Origin of the sequence: Serinicoccus shuyuelongi (assembly GCF_045032955.1) — a bacterium.
Classification (GTDB): domain Bacteria; phylum Actinomycetota; class Actinomycetes; order Actinomycetales; family Dermatophilaceae; genus Ornithinicoccus.
Genome location: NZ_JBJFZU010000002.1, coordinates 26935 through 42221, shown reverse-complemented (window position 1 = coordinate 42221; position 15287 = coordinate 26935). Strand labels below are relative to the sequence as shown.

Sequence of the window (15287 nt, the reverse complement as noted above, 5' to 3'; positions counted from 1 at the left end):
GGGCGATGCTCGGTGGGGCTGAGGGCAACCACGGGCGACGCTCGGTCGGAGGAAAGAAGGGGAGGGTCAGGTGAGGTGCCACTCGGTGCGGGAGCGGTACGTCTGCCCCGGACGGAGCAGGACGCTCGGGAAGCTCTCGTGGTTGACGGCGTCCGGGAACCCCTGGGTCTCCAGGGCGATGCCGGCCCCCCGTTGGTAGACGGACCCCGACGTCCCCCGCAGGGTCCCGTCGAAGTGCGCGCCGGTGTAGACCTGGATCCCCCGCTGGTCGCTCCACACCTCGAGCCGGCGACCGGAGCGGCCGACCAGGGTCGCGTGCCGGCGCAGGCCCTCGCCCGGCACCACGTAGTGGTGGTCGATGCCGCCGGCGATCCGGACCTGCTCGTCGTCCTCCTCCGCCAGCACCGTGGACACCTCCGCCGCCTCCCGCAGGTCGAAGGGGGTGCCCTCGACGTCGCGCACCTCCCCGGTCGGGATCTGGTCCTCCCGCGTCGGCAGGTAGGCGTCGGCATCCACCCCGAGCAGGTGGCCACCGGTGTCACCCGCCCCCTCCCCGTCGAGGGCGAAGAAGGCGTGGTTGGTCAGGTTCACCGGCGTCGGCGCATCGGTGGTGGCGGTGTACTCGATGCTCACCACCCCGGGCGCCACGGCATACCTGACGCGCACCTGCAGCGTCCCCGGGAAGCCCTGGTCGCCGTCCGGCGAGGTCAGCGACCAGGTCGCCTCGGTCCCGGTCGCACCCTCCAGCCGCCACTCGCGACGGTCGAGCCCGTCGGACCCGCCGTGCAGGGTGTTGCCGCGGTCGTTGCGGACCAGCTGGTGGGTGGTGCCCCCCAGCGGCAACCGCCCGCCGTCGATCCGGTTGGCGCACCGACCGACGACCGTCCCCAGGTAGCCGCCCACCTCCCGGTAGGAGGACAGGTGCTGGTGCCCGAGCACCACGTTCACGCCCTCCTCGGGCCCGTCGCCGGACCCGCCACCGACCAGCAGCCGGGTCACCGCGGCGCCGGTGCTGACCAGGGCCACCTGCAGGTCTCCCGCGGTCAGGGTGACGGTGGTCGGGTCGCCGGGTACGGAGGGCTCGGTGCCAGTGCCAGTGCTCATGCGCACATCCTGACTCAGGGCAGCGGCTGCGGCGCCTCCGGGCCCACGTACTGCGCGGCCGGGCGGATGATCCGCGGGTCCTGCGTCTGCTCCAGCACGTGCGCACCCCAGCCGACCACCCTGGCCACCGCGAAGGTGGGGGTGAACATCTCCCGCGGGATGCCGCACTGCTCCATCACGACCCCGGCGTAGTACTCGACGTTGGTGTGCAGCTCCCGCCCCGGCTTGAGCTCGGCGAGGGCCTGGGTCACCTCCCGCTCCACCTGCACCGCCAGCTCGGCCAGCGGTCCGCCCAGCCGCTCGGCCCACTCTCGCAGCAGCACCGCCCGCGGGTCGGTGGTGCGGTAGACGGCGTGCCCGAAGCCCATGATCCGTTCGCCGGCCCCGACCCGCTCCCGCACCCATCCGCGGGCACGGTCCGGGCTGCCGATCTCGTCCAGCGCGTCCAGCGCCCGGTCCGGGGCTCCCCCGTGCAGCGGTCCGGAGAACGTCCCGATCGCGGCGCACACCGCGGAGGCGACGTCGGCACCGGAGGAGGTGGTGACCCGCACCGAGAAGGTGGAGGCACTGAAGCCATGGTCGATGGTGCTGACCAGGTATGCCCCGACGGCGGCGGCGTGCTCGGGCGCCGGTTCCTGCCCGGAGAGCATCCACAGCCAGCTCCCGGCTGCGCCCAGCTCGGGACGCGGCGGCAGCGGCGCCTCCCCGCGACGCAGCCGGTGCAGCGCCGCCTGCAGGACGGGCACGGTGGCCACCAGCCGCAGCACCTCGGCCCGGACCGCGGCCCGGTCCGCGCCGTAGGTGGGACCGAAGCCCTCGATCGAGCCGAGCAGCGAGACCGCGGTCCGTAGCCGGGCCAGGGCGTCCCGGTCGCGCCCGGAGCGGGCGACCGCGAGCAGCACCTCCAGCAGCTCGTGCGGCAGGGTCGCGGCGGCGGCGAGCTCGGCGGCGAAGGCGGCGGACTCCGCCGGGTCCGGCAGGTGCCCCTCGATCATCAGGTGGGCGACGTCCTCGAAGGAGCGGTGCCGGGCCAGGTCCAGCGCCGAGTACTCCCGGAAGTGGTAGAAGCCCTCGGTGCCGCGCACGTCCCCGGTGCTGGTGCGGGCGACGACGAGACCCTTGAGGCCGGGCGGTGCGGTATGCGTGGTCATGGCCCGAGCCTGCGGGTAGTGTTGATGTGGTGTCAACGTTGATCAAGTCAATGTACGGGTGCCGGTGAGCGACGGCCCGGCCGGCGAGCTGACCACCGCCCAGGTCGCCGAGCACCTCGGGGTGAAGGTGCAGACGGTCTACGCCTACGTCAGCCGCGGCGTGCTCGCCCCGGTGCGCCGGGACCCGCGGATCGGCAGTCTCTTCGACGTGCGCGAGGTGCAGTCCGTGGCGGGGGGACCGGGGCGCTCCGGTCGACGTCGCACGGGCGTCGCCGAGGACGTGCGGACGGCGATCACCGAGATCGGGCCCGGGTCGCTGGCCTACCGCGGCTCCGACGTCCGGCGGCTGGCCGGAGCGGCCACCTTCGAGCAGGTCCGTGACCTGCTGGTGGGCCTGCCCGCACCGGCGTCGGACGGGGGAGGGGAGCAGCTGGACCGGGTGATGTCCGCGCTGCCGCCCGTGACCCCCGTGCTGGACCGGTTCAAGCACGCCGTCCTGGTGGCGGCCGGCACCGACCCCGGTCGCCACGACCGGAGCCCTGCCGCCTTCGCGTCTGCCGGTGCCCGCTGCGCGGGCGTGATGGCCGCCTCGGTGTCCGGTATGCCGTCCCGCCCGGCCGGTGACGCCGGGCTCGCGGCCTCGCTGTCGGCATACCTGCCCGGGGTGCCGCTCGACCTGCTGGACATGGTCCTGGTGCTGCTGGCCGACCACGACCTGGCGACCTCGACGACGGCGGTCCGGGTGGCGGTCTCGGCGGGCAGCGACGCCTACTCGTGCCTGCTCGCCGGGCTGGCGGCGGCGGACAGCCCTGTGCACGTAGCGGCCTCGCTGGCCGTGGTCGACTGGCTGCGGGCGGCCCTGCGCGACCCCCAGCAGGCACTCGACACGGCACTGGTCCGGGGACGACCACCCGGCTTCGGGCACCTCGTGTACACCGAGCAGGACCCGCGCGCCCAGCTGCTGCTGGACCGGTTCGAGCACGGCACCGGCGACCCCGCTCCCTGGGCGGCGGTGCGCCACCTCGAGGCGGAGCTTCTCGAGCGTCGCGACTGGGTGCTGACCGTGGACGTCGCCCTCGCCTTGTTGGTGCTCACCCACGACCTGCCCCGGGACGCGGGGGTGGCCCTCTTCGCCTGCGCCCGGACCGCGGGGTGGACCGCGCACGCGGTCGAGGAGCTGGCGGCGCCGGCCATGCGGTTCCGGCTGCGCGGCGTCTACACCGGCACCCGGTGACGGCAGGGTGGGGGCCGCTGCTAGCGTGCCGCCGATGACCCACCCGGTGCACCACATCGAGCTGTGGACCGAGGACCTGCTCGGCAGCGAGGACGCCTTCGGGTGGTTGCTGCCCAGGCTGGGGTGGTCGGCCGACCACGACCCGGCCTGGCCGCAGGGCCGGGTGTGGCGGCACCCCTCAGGCCCCTACCTCGTGCTGGAGCAGTCGCCGGCCGTCACCGGCCCGCACGACCGGATGCGGGCCGGGCTGAACCACCTGGCGCTGACCGTCGCGGACCGCGCCGAGCTGGACACGATCCGCGCCGGTGCCGGGTCGCACGGGTGGAGCGAGCTGTTCGCGGACGGCTACCCGCACGCCGGCGGCCCGGAGCACACCGCCCTGTTCCTGGAGAACGTCCAGGGGTTCGAGGTCGAGTTCGTCGTCAGCCGCCCAGCGACCTGATCGTCGCCTGCTGGTCGGGGTTGAGCGCGTCGATGTCACCGAAGACCTCGAGGACCTCACCGTCGGGACCGGTGGTGACCATCACGGACCCGCCGAACAGGTAGGTCTGGTCGGGGTCGAGCTCGACCTCGCCGTCGGTCCAGGCCTGGTCCGGGACGAAGACGGCGTCCTCGGAGACCTCCTGCCCCTGGAACAGCACCCGCTCCTGAGGCGTGCCGGGGTTGCGCACCTCGAAGTTCGCCGGGTCGAGCAGGGCCATCAGGTCCTTGACGGTGAGCACCGCGGAGCCGCCCTGCGCCCCGGCCTGCCCGGTCCGGGTGATCCGGTTGACCCACTTCGACAGGGTGGTGCCCTGCCCGAGCAGCGGCACCAGGGCCGCCGCCGACAGGCTCGCCGACAGGTAGTTGCCCTCGGCCACGTACCAGGAGGCGTTGAGGCCGTCCGCCCAGTTGCCGACCACCGGGATGAGGCCGAGGATGTCGAGGCCCACGTGGCCGGCCCAGGAGTACCAGCTGACCTCCTTGGGCGGGTCCATCTGGACGACGTTCTCCAGCGACTCCTGCAGGTCGGTGACCCAGGGCTCATCGGAGCGCATCGCCTCGCGCAGCGCCAGCTGCAGCGAGATGCCGCCGTCCTCGGGCCAGGCCCGCTCCAGCATCAGGAAGCGCAGCCGCTCGGGGATCTGCACGCGCTCGCCGTCGACCATGATGTCGGCGCCCTCGCCGGCCTCCATCACCACCCGCTCGAAGGCGGCGGGGTTGTTCGACAGGGCTGCCATCAGGCCGACGAAGGGGTCCTTGTACTCCTCGCCGCCGGGCAGGATCGGGCTGTAGACCGAGTCGTAGTGCCCGGAGTGACCGAACATGGTCTTGGTCCAGATCTCCGGGTCCTCGCGCTGCCGCTCGATGAGGTTCTCCGCGAACGCGTCCAGGTAGCCCTCGTCCCAGGTGCCGTAGGACATCAGCATGGCCTCGAGCTTCAGATCCCGGGTGCCGTGCCGGGAGAAGTCCGGCAGGCCCCCCAGCCAGCCCTGGGCGATCTCGGGATCGTAACGACCGGACTCCAGGCTGGCGATGAGCCCCAGGGACTCCAGCACCACCGCGTAGTCCTCGTCGAAGGCCTCCAGGTCCTCGGGCTCGACCTCCCCGCGAGCCACCTGGATCATCTCGAGGGCCTCGATCGGCGGATCCAGTACGCCGGCGAAGCGCTCGTCGAAGCCGTAGGTCTGGAGCAGCAGCACGAGCCTGTCAGAGATCGGCGGCATGGTGCTCAGCAGGTTGTTGGCCTCGCGTGCCCGGTCCTGGATCTCCTCGTCGTCCAGGTGCGGCACGTCATCGGCGTCGAAACTGACCTCACCCTGCATCCCTGGTGTGGAGCTCTGGAGCCACCGGGCGTAGTCCAGCTGGCGGCTCAGTGTCGGCACCTGGTCATCGGCCCAGGCGCCCACCTCGGAGAGGTTGTCGAAGCGCGTCGAGGTGAAGGACTCGCCACCGATCCGTTTGGCCCCACCGTTCCACCTGACAGCGGAGTCGATCGTCTCGACATCCCCGGCGAGCGACGCCGCGACCTTGCGGAGCTCGCGGACCAGTGACGCCATCTCTTCCAGGTGAACGCTCACCCGGGCCATGGGGGATCTCCCAGCGGGTAGGTCGGGAACGGGCTGTTGCGCACCTCGCACTGCGGAACCCGAGCAGGCAATCGCGCCACGTGGTCGAAGAAGTCCTGCTCGAAGCCGTCGGTCGCGCGACGAACCCGCTGCACGCGACCGCTCAGCTCCTCCTCCCAGCTGCGCGCCGGCCCCCCGGTCCAGGCGCCGGCCGCCATCGCCCGCTCGACCCCGTCGAAGACGTCCCGGATCCCACGCACCGGGTCGGCCGCCTGACTTCTCAGGGTGGCGCGCGCGGCGATCTCGGGGTTGTCGACATACGTGTGCTCGGTCTCGGACCCGTCGCACATGGTTCGTCCCTCCTCCGTTCCCCGCCAGAAGACCGCACCCCCGGCACGGTCTCGGTCAGCATACCCCCACGGGGAAGGGGTGCCCAGGGTCAGGCGAGGGGCAGCAGCTCCCGCGCGCCGAGCGCCAGGCAGAGCACGCAGAGGACCCAGAAGAGCGCGATCCACACCCCGGCCGGGATTCCGGTGAGGCGGGCCAGCTGGTCGACGTCGCTGCCGGACCCGCCCCGTCGGCCCCGCTGCCGCTGCAGCTCCACCACCGAGCGGGGTGCCGCCAGCAGCAACGCCCAGACCACCAGGTATGCCGTCCCGGCGACCACCGGCGGCGAGCCCGTCCAGGAGAGCGCCGCCACCGCGGAGCCGGTCGCCAGCACCACCCAAAGGCCGTAGAGGTTGCGGATCAGCAGCAGCATCAGCGTGCAGGTGAGGACCAGTGCCCAGAGCAGGCCGGCGGCATACCCGGCGCCGAGCACGACGGCACCCGCCAGGCCCACCACCGCGGGTGCCGGGTAGCCGGCCAGCACGGTGGCGACCATCCCCGGGCCGCCCGGGCGGCCGCGGGACAGGGTGACCCCGGAGGTGTCCGAGTGCAACCGGATGCCGGTCAGCCGCCGACCCACCAGGGCGGCGACGAGGGCGTGCCCGGCCTCGTGGATGAGGGTGACCAGGTGCCGGACCAGTCGGTACCCGAGCGGGCTCCAGGTGACCAGCAGGGCGAGGCCGCCGAGCGCGAGACCGACCTGCCACGGCAGCGGAGGCTGCGTGGTGGTCGCCCGGTCCCACAGGTCGAGGAGCACGTGCCGAGGGTGCCAGGTCCACCTGTGGACGGGCTGTCTCGCACAAGTTTGGCCGTATGGCCAAACTTGTGCGACGATGGAGCCGTCACCATCCCTCTGAGCCGACGCCGTGCCGTCGGCCCCGATCGAAACGAAGGTCGTCGTGTCCGTCCTGCGCCGTTGGTCCGCCCTGGCCGTCCTCGTGCTCCCGGTGCTGCTCATCAGCATCGACATGAGCGTCCTCGGGGTCGCCGTCCCTGCCCTGAGCGCCGACCTGGAACCGAGCTCGAGCCAGCTGCTCTGGATCATCGACCTGTACTCGTTCCTGCTGGCCGGGATGCTCGTGCTGATGGGTAGCCTCGGTGACCGCTTCGGGCGCCGCCGGCTGCTCCTGATCGGAGCGCCGGCCTTCGGGCTGGCCTCGGCGCTGGCCGCCTTCTCGACCTCGCCGGAGATGCTCATCGCGTCGCGGGCCCTGCTGGGTCTGGGCGGCGCCACCCTGATGCCCTCCACCCTGGGGCTGCTGCGCACGATCTTCCCGGAGCGCCGGGAGCGGCAGGCCGCGATCGCGGTCTGGGCGGCCGCCTTCTCCGGCGGCGCCGCGCTGGGGCCGGTGCTGGGCGGTCTGCTCCTGGAGCACTTCTGGTGGGGCTCGGTCTTCTTGATCAACGTGCCCGTCATGGTCGTCTTCATGGTCGCGGCCCTGGTCCTGCTGCCGGAGTCCAAGGACCCGCACCCGGGCCCCTTCGACGTCCCGTCGGCGCTGCTGTCCATCGCCGGGCTGCTGCTGGTCGTCTACTCGCTGAAGTCCGCGGTCAAGGACGCGGGCTGGGTCGACCTGGCCACCCTGGTCGCCGGGGCCGCCCTGCTGACCGTCTTCGTCCGTCGCCAGCGGCGGCTGGAGCACCCGATGATCGACACCCGGCTCTTCGCCCGGCCCGGCTTCTCGGCCGCCGTGCTGGTCAACGTCATCGCGGTCTTCACCCTGCTCGGGGTGATGTTCTTCTTCCCGCAGTACCTGATGCTGGTGCTCGGGATGGGCTCGGCCCAGGCGGGGCTGTGGCTGCTACCGCTCGCGCTGGCCACCATCGCCGGCGCCCTCACCTCCCCGGCGCTGGCCCGGGTGGTGCCGGTGCGGGTCGTGATCGTCACCGGTCTCGCCCTGCTCACGACAGGCATGCTGCTGGCCAGCAGGCTCGAGGCCGCGGGCCCGCTGTCGACCTTCGTGGCCAGCTCGCTGCTGATCGGGCTGGGGATCGGCTTGGCCGAGACGCTGACCAACGACGTCATCCTCACCACCGCGCCGCCCTCGCGGGCGGGCGCCGCGTCGGCGATCTCCGAGACGGGCTACGAGTTCGGCGGCGCCATGGGTACCGCGGTGCTGGGCACCCTCGGGATGGCGGTGTATGCCCGTGGTCTCGGCGCCGGTGCCCCGGCCGGGCTGGACCCGGCGCAGGTGGCGGGCGCGAGCCAGACCCTGGGTGCGGCCCATGAGATCGCCGGGTCGCTGCCGGGCGAGGTCGGGCTGGCGCTGACGCAGCAGGCGTCCCAGGCGTTCGTCGCCGGGATGGACGTGGTGGCTGCGACCAGCGCCGTGGTCCTGCTCGCCGCGGTGGTCATCGCGTTCCGGGGGCTCGCCGGTCCGGTCACCGACGGCGCAGACCCCGAACCGGCGGACACCGCTGGCCCGGAGGCGGACCCGGCACCGGCGGACACCCCGGCAACCGGGTCTGCGAGGGTCGGGGCGTGACCCCCGCCCGCGCACGCCGCCCCCAGGTGCCGATGGCCCGACGCCGGATCGAACTGGTGGAGGCCGCGGTGCAGGTGATGCGCCGCGAGGGGGCGTGGACCGTGACCACCCGGGCGGTGGCCGCCGAGGCCGGGGTGCCGCACGGGTCCGTGCACTACGCCTTCTCCTCCAAGCACGAGCTGCTCAAGGCGGTGTTCGCCGCCGACGTCGAGGGGGCCACCCGGGTCTTCTCGACCGTCGACCTCGAGGGTGGTGCGACCCAGGTCCTGGCCCGCGCCTGCCGGGCCTACGCCGACCGGCTGACCGCCGACCCGGAGACCGAGCTGGTGCTGCAGGAGCTCAGCCTGATGGGGGCCCGGGACCCCGAGCTGCGCGCCATCGTGCAGGAGAGCACCGCCACCTACCGCAGGCTGGTGACCGACCTGCTGACCGGTGTCACGGACCGCGCGGGGGGCCGGTGGGACGCGCCGGTGGAGCTGGTCGCCGAGCAGGTGCTCGGGGTGCTCTTCGGCAGCGCGGCGTCCTGGCTGGTCGGCCGGGACGACGACCTGCTGCGGGCCACGCTGTCCGACCTGGCCTCGCTCACGGCGTCCCGGTGGAGCCCAGGCTAAGGGTCTCCTCGCCCGGCGCCGAGAGCGAGAGCACCGCCCGCTCGATGGCCGGGTGCGCGCCCAGCCGGTCCTCGATCGCCTGCAGCCGTCCCTGCAGCACCGACTCGCGGTCGTCCAGGGTCAGGTCCACCGACGCGACGAGGAAGATGCGTGCGGGACCGACGTACTCCATGTGCAGGAAGGTCACCCGGTCCACCTCGGGGGATTCGAGCAGCGCCCGCACCGCCATCTCCCGGGTGCGTGGGCTGACGCTCTGACCGACCAGGAACTGGCCGTTGCGCACGATCAGCAGCAGCGCCACCACGCCCAGCAGCACGCCGACCAGGATCGACCCGAGCGCGTCGTAGACCGCGTCCCCGGTGACCTGGTGCAGCACCAGGCCACCCGCGGCGAGGAGGATGCCGAGCAGCGCCGCCGCGTCCTCGAAGAAGACGGCGCGCAGCGTCGTCTGCGAGGTGTCCAGGATGTAGCGCATCGGGCGCAGTTGCAGTGCTCTGGCCGAGGACCGGGTCTGCCGCACCGCCTGGGTGAAGGAGATGCCCTCGAGCACGAAGGCGATGCCCAGCACCAGGTAGCTGAGCGTGTAGTCGCCCGCCTCCTCCTGGGCACCGAGCTGGGAGATCCCGTGCGTGATCGACAGGATCGAGCCGGCGGTGAACAGGCCGAAGGCGGCGATCATCGCCCAGACGAAGGCCTCCCGGCCGTAGCCCAGCGGTCGCCGGGCGTCCGCCGGGCGGCCGCTGCGGCGCTCGGCCACCACCGGCGGAAGTCGGTTCCTCGGGTCGGTCCACGGCCTCACGCTAGGCCCGGCGCCGGTCGCCGCGTCCCGGCGGCTCGCGGACACCATCTGTCCGCACCCGGTCCTATGGTGGCGCCATGACGCCGACGACGACCACCCCCGCCTGGGAGCCCCCGACGGCCGGAGACGAGCTCGGCCACCTGCTCGGCGGTCTGGACCGGCAGCGGATGACCTTCCGCTACAAGGCCGAGGGCCTGGACGCCGCGGCGCTGTCGGCCACCGTGGGCGCCTCCACCCTCACCCTCGGCGGCCTGCTCAAGCACCTGACCTGGGTGGAGGTGAGCTCTGCCACGACGAAGCTGGACGGCAGCTCACCGGGGAGCCCGTGGACCGAGGTGGAGTGGGACCACGACCAGACGACCTGGGACTTCACCTCCGCCGCCGAGGACAGCCCTGAAGAGCTCTACGCCCGCTACGACGCAGCGGTGCTGGCCACCAGGGGCCGTATCCGGGAGGTGCTGGAGGCCGGCGGTCTCGACCAGGGCGTCGAGTGGTTCCGCCCGTTCGGGGTGGAGGCGAGCCTGCGCCGGCTGCTCTTCGACCTGCTGGAGGAGTATGCCCGGCACACCGGGCACGCCGACCTGCTCCGGGAGAGCATCGACGGGCGGGTCGGGGAGGACCCGCCGGAGGGCTGGACGCCCCCGGCGGCCTGGGTGGCGCATGACCGGTGACGGTGAGGGCCCACCGCTGGTGCTGTCCCGCCGGGACGCGCGACGGGTCGCCGTCCGGGCTCAGCTGCTCAGCAGGCCGCGCCCCGGCGACGTCGTCGAGACCGTCACCGAGCTGACGCTGCTGCAGATCGACCCGGTCTCGGCCCTCGCCCCGGCGCAGCACCTGGTGCTGTGGAGCCGGCTGGGCAGCAGCTACGACCCCGGGGACCTGGACCGGCTGCTCGCCGACCGCACCCTGGTGGAGATCCTGGGACACATCCGCCCCGGGCCGGACATCGCCCTGCACCGCGCGCAGATGGAGGCCTGGCCGGGAGCGGAGGATCCCAGCCCGCCACGGCCGTGGCAGCTCGCCAGCGCCCGGTGGGTGCAGGCCAACGACCGGGCCCGCCGCGACATCCTGGCCCTGCTCGAGCAGGAGGGCCCCACGCCCACCGCGGCCCTGCCGGACAGCACCGAGGTCCCGTGGCGTTCCACCGGGTGGACGAACGACAAGAACGTGCAACGGCTGCTGGACTTCATGGTCGCCCGGGGTGAGGTGGCCGTCGCCGGTCGTGAGGGTGGGCAACGGCTGTGGGACCTCGCGGGACGGGTCTACCCCGACGTGCCCACGCTGCCGCTGCCGCAGGCCCTGGCGGAGCAGGACGCCCGCCGGCTGGCCGCGCTCGGTCTGCTGCGCGCCCGGGGCCGTGAGCGGCCGGTCGAGCCCGGGCACACGGGCCGGGCCGGGGTCCCCGCGGTGGTCGAGGGGGTGAAGGGCACCTGGCGTGTGCACCCGGCCTACCTGGACGGCGACCGGTTCCAGGGACGCTCGGCCCTGCTCTGCCCGATCGACCGACTGATCTTCGACCGGGAACCGGATGGCGGAGATCTTCGGGTTCGACTACGTGCTGGAGATGTACAAGCCCAAGGCGAAGCGCCGGTGGGGCTACTACGCGCTGCCCGTGCTGGACGGGGACGAGCTGGTCGGCAAGCTCGACGCGACCGTCGACCGCAGGCACGGCGTGCTGCGCGTGGACGCGCTGCACGAGGACGGGGTATGGGGTGACGCCCGTCGGGCGCGGGTGCTCGAGCAGGTGCAGGACCTGGCGCTCTGGCTCGGGGTCGACCCCGAGCTGCCGGCGCACCTGGGCGGCTAGGCCCGAGGCGCCCTGGGCCGGGGCTCAGCCGTTGCTGCGGCTCTCCTTCTCCCGGATCAGGTCCAGGGCGATCACTGATCCCAGCACTGCCTGCCGCTCCCGGGCGGGCACGCCCGGGGTGAGCTGCACGACATACCTGCTGTGCCCGAGCAGCGCCTTGCCCAGCCCGGACCAGCTGCGGGCGACGGTGGCGAGGTCACCCCGCGGGCCGCTCATGGTGAAGTCGAAGCCCCACATGTTGCCGGTCAGGTCCAGCTCCGTGTCGTCCACCACGACCGTGATGCGGCTCTTCAGGAAGGACATCCGCTTGACCAGGCTTGCCAGCGGCCGGCCGTCGCCGTCGGTGATCTCCATCCGGTCCCGGCCCAGGGTCATCGTGTCCTCCAGGCGCAGCAGCGCGGTGCCGTCGGCGTCGAGGACCAGCAGCCGGCGGCTGCCCAGGAACATCCGCTTCAACGCGTTGCCCTCGGTGCGGATGCTGCCGACCTGCTGCCCGTCGGCGTCGGAGATCGCGAAGTCGTTGCTCACGACGTTGGTGACCTGGTCGATGACCAGGGTGTCGTGCTGCAGGAGTCCCATGGGCCAGCATGCTGGCAGACCGGGCGCGCCGGGCCAAGCCCGCGCGCCCGGCCGCAGCACCGGGCCGGTGGGCTCAGTAGAGGGTGTAGCCGCCGTCGATGACCAGGACCGAGCCGGTGACGAAGCTGGACGCGTCGGAGGCCAGGAAGACCATGGCCCCGCCGAGCTCGTCGGGGGTGGCGTAGCGCCGCATCGCGGAGTCCTCGATCCACATCCGGCGGTACTGCGGCTCGTCGACCGGTGACATGTCGGTCTTGATGTAGCCGGGGGCCAGCGCGTTCACCCGGACGCCGCTGGGGGCCCACTCGGCCGCCAGCGACCGGGTCAGCTGGTGCACGGCGGCCTTGGAGGCGTTGTACGCGGGCTGGAACTGGGGACGGTTGACGATCATCGCCGAGATCGACCCGACGTTGACGATGGTGCCGGAGCCCCGCTCGACCATCTGCGCGCCGACGGCCTGGGACATCCTCCAGAGCGCGGTCACGTTGGTGTCCAGCACGTGCGCCCACTCCTCGTCGGTGACCTCGAGGGCGGGTCGGTGGATGCAGGCGCCCGCGTTGTTGACGAGCACGTCGACGGGTCCGGCGGCGGTGGCCTCGGCGACGACGTCCCGGACGCCGGCGCTGTCGGTGAGGTCGCCGAGGACCACGGTGGCGGTGCGTCCGAGGCCGCGGATCTCCTCGGCGACCTCGGCGGCCAGGTCGGCGTCGCGACCGTGCACGACGATGTCGGCGCCGGCCTCGGCGAGGGCGGTCGCGAAGGCGCGACCCAGGCCGCGGGTGGCGCCGGTGACGAGGGCGGTGCGGCCGGTGAGGGAGAACTGGTCGAGGACGGGCACGGTGGGGACCTTTCGGGTGGGGGGTGCGGGGGCGGTGCGGCGTGCGGTGGGACAGCGCGACGGGGGCGGGGCGAGAGCGCCCCGCCCCCGTCGCCGGTGGTCGGTCAGTCGATCAGGCCGGCCTCGGTGTAGAGGTCGATGTACTCCTGGACGTTGTCGCTGGTGATCACCGGGTTGCCGATGTCGACGTTCACGGTCTCCTCGGCGCCGGTCAGCAGGTCGTGCACGGTGCTCATGTTCAGCTCGGCGAGCTCCTGGGCGTTCTGCAGCGTGGTCGCCGTCATCAGCCCGTCGTCGATGAGCAGGGTCGCCTCCGGGGTGCCGTCCACGCCGTAGGCGAGCATGTCCTCGTAGGCGGCGTCCCCGCGCACGGCCTCCAGCGCACCGGCGGCCATGTTGTCGTTCATCGAGATGATCGCGTCGATCTCGTCGTTGGCGAGTGCCCAGTCCTCCATCAGGGTGAGTGCCTCGTCCTTGTTCCAGTTCGCGATGTCCTCGGCCACGATCTCCACGTCCGGGCGCTCGGCGAAGAACTCCTGCTCCCAGGCGTTGCGCCGCTCCGTGCTGTGGAAGTTGCCGCCGGGCCCGTTGAGGACCACGACCCGTGCGTTCTCCGGGATCTCCTCCACGGCCAGCTCCGCCACACCGGCGCCCTGGTCGTAGGGGTTCGCGTCGACCGAGCTGGAGCCCTCGATGTCCTCGACCCGGGGGTTGGTGGTGACGGTGACGATGCCGGCGGCCACCGACTGCTCGATGTAGGGCCGCTGCGCCTCGCCGTTGTTGGCCTGCACGATGATCGCGTCGTAGCCGTTGGCGATGGCGTTCTCGATCTGGGTGTTCTCGATCTCGTCGTTGGCCTGGCCGTCGAAGACGTCGAGGGTGATGTCGTCGTAGTTCTCCGCCTCGGCCTGCATCTCGTTGGCGAGCCAGGCGGCGAAGGAGTCGACCTGGGCGCGGGCGATGTAGGCGACGCGGTAGCCGTCGTCGCCGCCCTCGCCGCCGCTGTCACCGCCGCCGCCGTCGGAGCATGCGGCGAGCGCGGTGACGGTGGCCGTGGCCACCCCGAGGGTCATGAGCTTGCGGGTGAGGTTCCTCACGTTCTTCTCCTTTGATGAAGGTGTGGACTGCGGTGGGTGGGGTGGGACAGGGGAGGGTGCGGCCGGGAGGGTCGGCCGCGGGCGGGAGCTACGTCGACACCTCCTTGCCCTGGGAGGGTGGAGGCCCTGACGAGGTGCCGGGGGCCTCCCCGGATGCGGTGGCCCCGCCCGATCTGTCGGGACGGGACTTGAGGATCACGGTGCCGCGCTTGCCGCGCTTGGAGAACACGTCGTAGGCGACCGCGACCGCGATGATGACGCCCATCACGATCTGCTGGATGTAGGAGCCGACGCCGGTCAGGTTCATGATGTTGCCGAGCACGCCGACGATGAGCGCACCGGCCAGGGTGCCGGCGGTGGTGCCGATCCCGCCGGAGAAGCTGGTGCCGCCGATGATCGGCGCGGTGATCGCCTGCAGCTCGTAGCCGACACCGGCGTTGGGCAGCCCGGCGTTGACGCGGGCCATGAAGATCACGCCGGCGAAGCCGACCAGCACGCCGTTGACGATGAAGGCCTGGTACTTCACACGCTCGACCGCGATGCCGGCCGCCCGGGCCGCCTCCTCGTTGCCGCCGACGGCATACAGCGAGCGGCCGTAGCGGGTCTGGGTCATCAGGTACCAGACGATCACCGTGATGATGATGAGGAAGAGCGTCGGCAGCGGCAGGGGGCCCACCGAGCCCTGCCCGAGGACCACGAAGTCCCCGAGCTGCAGGACGTTCTGGCCCTGGGTGAGCTCGAGCACCGCGCCACGGGCGATCATCATCATGCCGAGCGTGACGATGAAGGCGGGTGTCCGCAGGGTGGCGACCAGGAAGGCGTTGACGAGGTTGCAGGCGACGCCGACCAGGATGCCGGCGAGGATCGCCATCGCCATGCTGCCGGTGTCCTTGTAGACGATCACCGAGACGACCCCGGCGAACGCCATGACGGCACCAGCGGACAGGTCGATCATGCCGCCGATGATGAGCGTCATCGCCCCGTAGGCCAGGATCGTGATCACGGCGACCTGGCGCAGCACGTTCGTGACGTTGTTGGTCGTCATGAAGTTCTCGCTGAGGAAGCTCGCGACGATGACGACGGCGGCGAGGATCAGGAAGATCGAGTAGCGCCCGGTGTCCAGGGCCTTGAGTCGTGCCAGCATGG

Annotated in this window: 16 protein-coding genes; 6 read left to right on the top strand and 10 right to left on the bottom strand. The window is 72.4% G+C overall.

Annotation, left to right across the window (positions count from 1 at the left end):
- Positions 1-66: 66 nt before the first annotated feature.
- Positions 67-1104, bottom strand: a complete 1038-nt coding sequence (locus ACI3EY_RS00435; RefSeq protein WP_405039017.1) for an aldose epimerase family protein — start codon at positions 1102-1104, stop codon at positions 67-69.
- Between the two features lie 14 nt (positions 1105-1118).
- Positions 1119-2255: a citrate/2-methylcitrate synthase gene (locus ACI3EY_RS00430; RefSeq protein WP_405039015.1), complete on the bottom strand. Its 1137-nt coding sequence runs from the start codon at positions 2253-2255 to the stop codon at positions 1119-1121.
- A gap of 64 nt (positions 2256-2319) precedes the next feature.
- Between ACI3EY_RS00430 and ACI3EY_RS00425 the strand changes: the two genes are divergently transcribed.
- Together ACI3EY_RS00425 and ACI3EY_RS00420 are read left to right on the top strand one after the other, a co-directional pair.
- A complete protein-coding gene (locus ACI3EY_RS00425; protein WP_405039014.1) occupies positions 2320-3489 on the top strand; it encodes a citrate synthase in 1170 nt (389 codons plus the stop codon).
- A 34-nt stretch (positions 3490-3523) separates the two neighbouring features.
- Entirely contained in the window at positions 3524-3931 is a 408-nt protein-coding gene (locus ACI3EY_RS00420; RefSeq protein ID WP_405039013.1) for a VOC family protein, read from the top strand.
- Here ACI3EY_RS00420 and ACI3EY_RS00415 read toward each other — a convergent pair.
- From ACI3EY_RS00415 to ACI3EY_RS00405, 3 genes are all read right to left on the bottom strand, one after another.
- Positions 3912-5549: a hypothetical protein gene (locus tag ACI3EY_RS00415; RefSeq protein WP_405039012.1), complete on the bottom strand. Its 1638-nt coding sequence runs from the start codon at positions 5547-5549 to the stop codon at positions 3912-3914. The genes ACI3EY_RS00420 and ACI3EY_RS00415 overlap by 20 nt on opposite strands.
- Positions 5546-5887 (bottom strand): hypothetical protein, encoded by a 342-nt coding sequence (locus ACI3EY_RS00410; protein WP_405036893.1) that lies wholly within the window; start codon positions 5885-5887, stop codon positions 5546-5548. The genes ACI3EY_RS00415 and ACI3EY_RS00410 overlap by 4 nt, the downstream gene beginning before the upstream one ends.
- Positions 5888-5976: 89 nt before the next feature.
- Positions 5977-6681, bottom strand: coding sequence for a M50 family metallopeptidase (locus ACI3EY_RS00405; protein ID WP_405039011.1), 705 nt, complete (start codon positions 6679-6681; stop codon positions 5977-5979).
- 142 nt (positions 6682-6823) lie between these two features.
- Between ACI3EY_RS00405 and ACI3EY_RS00400 the strand changes: the two genes are divergently transcribed.
- Both ACI3EY_RS00400 and ACI3EY_RS00395 read left to right on the top strand, forming a co-directional pair.
- Positions 6824-8410: an MFS transporter gene (locus tag ACI3EY_RS00400; RefSeq protein WP_405039010.1), complete on the top strand. Its 1587-nt coding sequence runs from the start codon at positions 6824-6826 to the stop codon at positions 8408-8410.
- Positions 8407-9021: a TetR/AcrR family transcriptional regulator gene (locus tag ACI3EY_RS00395; protein WP_405036890.1), complete on the top strand. Its 615-nt coding sequence runs from the start codon at positions 8407-8409 to the stop codon at positions 9019-9021. Before ACI3EY_RS00400 ends, ACI3EY_RS00395 begins: the two co-directional genes overlap by 4 nt.
- Here the strand turns inward: ACI3EY_RS00395 and ACI3EY_RS00390 are convergent.
- A complete protein-coding gene (locus ACI3EY_RS00390; RefSeq protein WP_405039009.1) occupies positions 8993-9781 on the bottom strand; it encodes a cation diffusion facilitator family transporter in 789 nt (262 codons plus the stop codon). The genes ACI3EY_RS00395 and ACI3EY_RS00390 overlap by 29 nt on opposite strands.
- Before the next feature lie 116 nt (positions 9782-9897).
- Between ACI3EY_RS00390 and ACI3EY_RS00385 the strand changes: the two genes are divergently transcribed.
- The gene (locus ACI3EY_RS00385) at positions 9898-10491 is read left to right on the top strand and encodes a mycothiol transferase (RefSeq protein WP_405039008.1); all 594 of its coding nucleotides are present in this window, start codon (positions 9898-9900) and stop codon (positions 10489-10491) included.
- Positions 10492-11348: 857 nt separating this feature from the next.
- On the top strand, positions 11349-11627 hold the full coding sequence (locus ACI3EY_RS00380; protein ID WP_405039007.1) for a DNA glycosylase AlkZ-like family protein: 279 nt from the start codon (positions 11349-11351) through the stop codon (positions 11625-11627).
- Between the two features lie 24 nt (positions 11628-11651).
- Here ACI3EY_RS00380 and ACI3EY_RS00375 read toward each other — a convergent pair whose 3' ends face one another.
- The 4 genes from ACI3EY_RS00375 to ACI3EY_RS00360 form a co-directional block, all read right to left on the bottom strand.
- On the bottom strand, positions 11652-12206 hold the full coding sequence (locus ACI3EY_RS00375; protein WP_405039006.1) for an LURP-one-related/scramblase family protein: 555 nt from the start codon (positions 12204-12206) through the stop codon (positions 11652-11654).
- Positions 12207-12279: 73 nt separating this feature from the next.
- Entirely contained in the window at positions 12280-13044 is a 765-nt protein-coding gene (locus ACI3EY_RS00370) for an SDR family NAD(P)-dependent oxidoreductase (RefSeq protein WP_405039005.1), read from the bottom strand.
- A 104-nt stretch (positions 13045-13148) separates the two neighbouring features.
- Positions 13149-14141 carry a sugar ABC transporter substrate-binding protein gene (locus tag ACI3EY_RS00365; protein ID WP_405036885.1) on the bottom strand — a complete coding sequence of 331 codons (993 nt, stop codon included), beginning with the start codon at positions 14139-14141 and terminating at the stop codon, positions 13149-13151.
- 88 nt (positions 14142-14229) lie between these two features.
- The gene (locus ACI3EY_RS00360; RefSeq protein WP_405039004.1) at positions 14230-15285 is read right to left on the bottom strand and encodes an ABC transporter permease; all 1056 of its coding nucleotides are present in this window, start codon (positions 15283-15285) and stop codon (positions 14230-14232) included.
- Between the last annotated feature and the right edge of the window lie 2 nt (positions 15286-15287).